The organism is Rhodococcus sp. P3_B8 (genome assembly GCF_056402775.1).
The window spans coordinates 1-5519 of the sequence record NZ_JBFUGT010000381.1 but is presented as its reverse complement, the minus strand read 5'-3'; the positions used below and the strand labels follow the sequence as shown (position 1 = coordinate 5519).

The window sequence follows — 5519 nt, the reverse complement described above, 5'->3', positions numbered from 1 at the left end:
GAATCGCGACCGCCGGCGCCGAAGGGCTCGAAGCCGACGACGTGCTCGGCACCCTGGCCGCCACCGAGACCCGCGACACCACCATCGTCGTCACCGGCGACCGCGACCTCCTGCAGGTCGTCACGGACGCCCCGGTGCCGGTGCGGGTGCTGTACGTGGTGCGCGGCCTCGCCAAGGCCGAACTGCTCGGGCCGGAAGAGGTCGCAGCCAAGTACGGGGTACCCGCCGACCGGGCCGGTGAGGCCTACGCCGAACTCGCCCTGCTGCGCGGCGACTCGTCCGACGGGCTGCCTGGTGTGAAGGGAATCGGCGAGAAGACCGCGTCGAGCCTGATCATGCAATACGGATCGCTCGCCGCCCTGCGGGCCGCCGCAGTCGACCCCGAATCCGACATGGCGAAGGGTGCGCGCGCGAAATTCGCCGCCGCAGCCGACTATCTCGACGCGGCACTGCCGGTGGTGCGGGTGGTGCGGGACGCCGATGTCGAGCTGTCCCGCGAAGACACGCTGCCTGCCGAACCGGTCGACGCGGACCGGCTCGGCAGGCTGGCGGAGGAACTCGGAATCGAGAATTCCGTCGGCCGCCTCACTGCGGCGATGAAAAAGGTGGCCGCCGTACGGGTTCCGTGACGGCCATCTAGCTGGGGCGGCTCACTTCGTACGTGCCCTTGTCGTCGGTGAAGGTGAGAGTGACCTGCTTCTTCTCACCGTCCACGGTGAGACTGCACGTGAAGCTGTTGCCCTTCTTCACTTCCTGATCCGCGGGGCACGTGACACCGGACACGTTTTCGGCGCCGTACGAATCGGTGACGATGCGCTCGACACCGTCCTCGGCCGCCTTCTGATCGAGTGTGTCCGTGCCGAACACCGTGAACGCGAGCACCAGGGCGATACCCACAATGACCAGCAGAGCCACCACACCGCCGATGATCAACGGCAGCTTCGACTTCCCCGACGACGGCGGCTGCCCCCACTGCTGCTGGCCGGGGGTCGGGCCCCACTGCTGCGGCTGACCCGGTTGCTGACCCCACTGCGGCTGCCCGGGATGCTGACCCCACTGTCCCGGACCCGGCTGCCCGAGCTGACCGGGTTGCGGCTGCTGACCCCACTGCGGTTGTCCGGGCTGCTGGGGGTGCTGACCCCACTGCGGCTGCCCGGGCTGCTGAGGCTGACCCGGCGCCGGCTGTCCCCACGGCTGAGCGGGCGGCTGCTGACCGTACTGCGGCGCCCCGTACTGGCCGCCGGCCTGGTCAGGGTTACCCTGGCCCGGTTGCTGTCCCTGGGCCCATTGCCCGTTCGGGTCGTTCGGTCCGTAAGGGCCGCTCATCGTCGCCTCCCGCTCACGTGTCAAGTTTTGTACCTACCGTAACGCCCCGCCATCGGATTCGGGCCTTCGGACGGCGTGCGAATCCAACCACACGGCGTCGGGTCACGCAGCATCCACGGCGACGACACCGCGGCGGATCGCCGCGACCGCCCGACCTGCGGCCTTGCCGACCTGCGGATCGGGGGACGTCGACCGGACCTGTTCGAGCAGGTCGATCACCTGCCTGCACCACCGCACGAAGTCGCCGGCAGACAGCGCACGCCCCTGATCTCCTGCCGCGATCAGCGCCTCGACGAGCGAATTGTCGCTCGCCCAGTGGAAGATCGCGGCAGCGAAGCCGAGGTCCGGCTCACGGGTGGGCGGCAGTTTGTGCCGGATCTCGTCCGCCCGAAGTTCCCGCCACACCCGCACGGTCTCGTCGAGGGCGTGCCGTAGTGCTCCCGGACCGCCGCCTTCGACGGTGTCCCCTTCACGGCGCGATTCGAAGATCACGGCGGACACGACGGCGGCGAGTTCCGCGGGCCCGAGACCCTTCCACACACCCTGCCGGAGGCACTCGGCCACCAAGAGGTCGCTCTCGCAATAGATTCGACTCAGCCGTGTGCCGTGTTCGGTGGCGTCGGGGTGTTCGCCCGGCGAGATGTAGTCGCGTTCGGCGAGCAGCGACAGGATGCGATCGAACGTGCGCGCCAACGAGTTCGTCGTGGCAGCCACCTTCTGCCGCATCGTCTCGGTCTCGCGGGCCAGCCGGTTGTAGCGCTCACCGATCCGGCTCAGCTGCTCGCGGTCGGGCCAACTGTGGCACGGGTGCTGCCGGATGGCGCGCCGCAGCCGCGCGATCTCGGCATCATCGGTGGCAGCACCCGACTTCTTCCGCTTCCGGCGTCCCGGCGCGACGATTCCGGTGCTGCGCAACGCCGATGCCAGATCGCGTCGCACCCGTGCGGTGTGATGATCGAAGCGCCGCGGCAACCGCATCGATCCCAAAGACCGTGCGGGCTCCGGGAAGTCGCCGGCCGACACCCGGCCCGCCCACTTCGCCTCGGTGAGGATCAGCGGCTTCGGATCCGTGGGGTCCCGGTCCGGTTCCAGCACCACGGCCAGACCCGAGTGCCGTCCCACCGGGATCGCGATCACGTCGCCGCGCCGCAGTGCGACGAGCGAGGCGACGGCGGCGTCCCGGCGTTCGGTTCGACCTGCCCGTTCGAGTGACCGTTCCCTGTTGCTCAGTTCCTCCCGCAGGCGCGCGTACTCGAAGTACTCGCCGTCCTCGCCGCCCAGCCGTTCGCGGAGCGTGATGAGCGCGGCCTCGTTGCGTTCGATGCCCCGCGTCAGGCCGACCACCGACCGGTCGGCCTGGAACTGGGCGAACGACCGCTCGAGCAGGGCCCGTGATTCCGCGGCTCCCATGCGATCGACCAGGTTGATGGTCATGTTGTAGCCGGGACGGAACGAGCTGCGGAGCGGGAACGTGCGCGTGGAGGCCAGCCCGGCGACGTCCACGGGTTCCACCCCGGGCTGCCACAGGACCACCGCGTGACCCTCGATGTCGATGCCGCGACGTCCGGCCCGGCCGGTGAGCTGCGTGTACTCCCCCGGGGTGAGTTCGGCGTGGGCCTCACCGTTGTACTTGACGAGGCGTTCGAGGACGACCGTGCGGGCAGGCATGTTGATGCCCAGCGCCAGCGTCTCGGTGGCGAACACGGCCCGGACCAGTCCCTTGACGAACAACTCCTCGACCGTCTGCCGGAACGCGGGCAGCATCCCCGCGTGGTGCGCGGCGAGGCCCCGCTCGAGCGCCTTGCGCCATTCCCAGTACCCGAGGACCTCCAGATCGGCCTTCGGTAGTTCGGCGGTGTGGGCGTCGATGATGGTCCGGATCTCGGCGACCTGCTCCGGCGTCGTCAGATCGAGGCGGGACCGCAGGCACTGCGCCAGCGCGGCGTCGCACCCGGCGCGGCTGAAGATGAACGTGATCGCCGGGAGGAGTCCCTCGTCGTCGAGGCGGGAGATCACTTCCGGTCGGGGCAGCGGCCGGAAATCGCTGGAGAACCCGCGCCCGCCGCCGCGGCGTCCCCTGCCACGCGACTCCCACGAGTCGGCGCGCTCGAGAGCCTGTCGCTGTTTGACGTGACGGACCAGATCCTGGTCGACCACCAGATCCTTGAGCGCGTCCCCACTGCGCGCCCTCGTGTCGAAGAGGTCGAACAGTCGCTTCCCGACCATGATGTGCTGCCACAGCGGGATCGGGCGGTTCTCGTCGACCACCACGGTCGTGTCGCCGCGCACCGTTTCCATCCACGCGCCGAACTCCTCGGCGTTGCTGACGGTCGCCGACAGGCTCACGAGTCGGACGTCCTCGGACAGGTGCAGGATCACCTCTTCCCACACGGCCCCACGGAACCGGTCCGCCAGGAAGTGCACCTCGTCCATGACGACGTGGGACAACCCGCGCAGCGCCGGGGAGTCGGCGTACAGCATGTTCCGCAGCACCTCGGTGGTCATGACGACCACCGGGGCGTCCGAGTTGATGCTCGAATCGCCGGTCAGCAGCCCGACGGTGTCCTTGCCGTACCGCCGCACCAGCTCCGCGTACTTCTGATTGCTCAGCGCCTTGATCGGTGTGGTGTAAAAGCACTTGCGACCGGACGTGAGCGCCAGATGCACGGCGAATTCGCCGACCACGGTCTTGCCCGCGCCGGTCGGGGCGCAGACGAGGACGCCGTGGCCGCCCTCGAGCGCGCGGCAGGCGTTGATCTGGAAGGGGTCGAGCACGAAGCCGAGCTGCGCCGAGAACACGTCGAGTTCGGTGCCGCCGGTCGTGTCACCTGTTGTCACTGCCACCCCGTCAGATTGTCACAGGGTGTCGGAGAAGTCCTGACCCGGTGTGTTGCTGCCGGTCGTGCTCGCGTCGTCGTTCTTGTTCGCGCCGCCGGACTTGCCGGACTTGCGTGACCGCCGGAACCGGCCCGCCGGCTCGGGAACCGGTGTGGCGGCGACGTCGAACGCTTCGTTCAGGTCCGACGGCGCGGCGATGGTCGACGCCTCGTCGTCGTCGAGGGCACCCCACTCCTGTTCCGTGCGACGGGCCTTGCGGCGGTCGTTGATGCGGGCGATCTGCACGGCGACCTCGAACAGCACGGTCAACGCGAACGCGAGCGCGAGCATCGAGAACGGGTCCTGCCCGGGGGTGGCGATCGCGGCGAACACGAACAGAGCGAAGATCAGGCCGCGGCGCCACGCCTTGAGCTTCGCGTAGGGCAGGATGCCGACGAAGTTCAGCGCGACGATGAGCAGCGGGATCTCGAAGCTGACTCCGAAGATGATCAGCAGGTTGATGATGAACCCGAAGTATTCCGCGCCACCGAGTGCGGTGATCTGGACGTTGTCGCCGATCGTCAGCAGGAAATGCAGCGCCTTCGCGACGACCACGTAGGCGAGGACCGCTCCGGCCATGAACAGCGCGGCACCGGACACCACGAAGCCGATCGCGTAACGGCGCTCCTTCGAGTAGAGGCCGGGCGTGATGAACGCCCACAGCTGGTACAGCCAGATGGGGCAGGCCAGGACGATGCCCGCGGTCAGCGCGACCTTGAAACGGAGCATGAACTGCTCGAACGGTCCGGTCGCGAGGAGACGGCACGACCCGTCGTTGCTCAGGTCGGCGCGACTCGACGCAGGCAGCGAACAGTACGGCCCACGCAGAAGCTCACCGAGACTCTCGATCCCGAGAATCTGGTGGGAGTACCAGAAGAAGCCCACCGCGGTGGTGACCACGATGGCCAGCACGGACAGGAGCAACCGCGTGCGCAGCTCGTAGAGGTGATCGACCAACGACATGGTGCCGTCGGGATTGGTCCTCCGCTTGCTGTGGCGCGGATCGAACGGAATTCGCACTGTTGTTCGCCCTAGTCTTGGTCAGCAGGCAACCGGGGTGAAGAATCACCCCGGTTGTCAGGCGGCTCGGGCTACGCCGACTTGGGCTCGGTGTGCTGCGGCTGCACCGGCGCCGGAGGGGTGACCGGTGCGGTGGTGGTGTCCGCCACGGGCAGCTCGGCGGGCGCGCTCTGCTGCGCGGTGGGCGCCGGCGTGCTGTTGTCGTTCTGCATCTCCTTGACCTCGCTCTTGAAGATGCGGAGCGAACGGCCGAGTCCACGAGCCGCGTCGGGCAGCYTCTTGGAACCGAACAGGAT

At 68.5% G+C, this 5519-nt stretch carries 5 protein-coding genes; 1 reads left to right on the top strand and 4 read right to left on the bottom strand.

Translation table 11 applies throughout. From position 1 onward, the window contains the following. On the top strand, nucleotides 1–629 hold a 629-nt coding region (locus tag AC1D1G_RS40900; protein ID WP_477956463.1), incomplete at its 5' end, for a 5'-3' exonuclease. A gap of 7 nt (nucleotides 630–636) precedes the next feature. Here the strand turns inward: AC1D1G_RS40900 and AC1D1G_RS40895 are convergent. From AC1D1G_RS40895 to tatA, 4 genes are all read right to left on the bottom strand, one after another. Then, the gene (locus AC1D1G_RS40895; RefSeq protein WP_477956462.1) at nucleotides 637–1326 is read right to left on the bottom strand and encodes a DUF4333 domain-containing protein; all 690 of its coding nucleotides are present in this window, start codon (nucleotides 1324–1326) and stop codon (nucleotides 637–639) included. Between the two features lie 102 nt (nucleotides 1327–1428). Next, a complete protein-coding gene (locus AC1D1G_RS40890; protein WP_477956461.1) occupies nucleotides 1429–4164 on the bottom strand; it encodes a DEAD/DEAH box helicase in 2736 nt (911 codons plus the stop codon). A gap of 18 nt (nucleotides 4165–4182) precedes the next feature. Next, the gene (tatC, locus tag AC1D1G_RS40885) at nucleotides 4183–5223 is read right to left on the bottom strand and encodes a twin-arginine translocase subunit TatC (protein WP_280780064.1); all 1041 of its coding nucleotides are present in this window, start codon (nucleotides 5221–5223) and stop codon (nucleotides 4183–4185) included. A 71-nt stretch (nucleotides 5224–5294) separates the two neighbouring features. Continuing rightward, the coding region (gene tatA, locus AC1D1G_RS40880; RefSeq protein ID WP_477956460.1) for a Sec-independent protein translocase subunit TatA at nucleotides 5295–5519 on the bottom strand (225 nt) is incomplete at its 5' end.

Coding starts and splice junctions, on each gene's coding strand:
- AC1D1G_RS40895 (WP_477956462.1), bottom strand. CDS start 1,326: ATGAGCGGCCCTTACGGACCGAACGACCCGAACGGGCAATGGGCCCAG.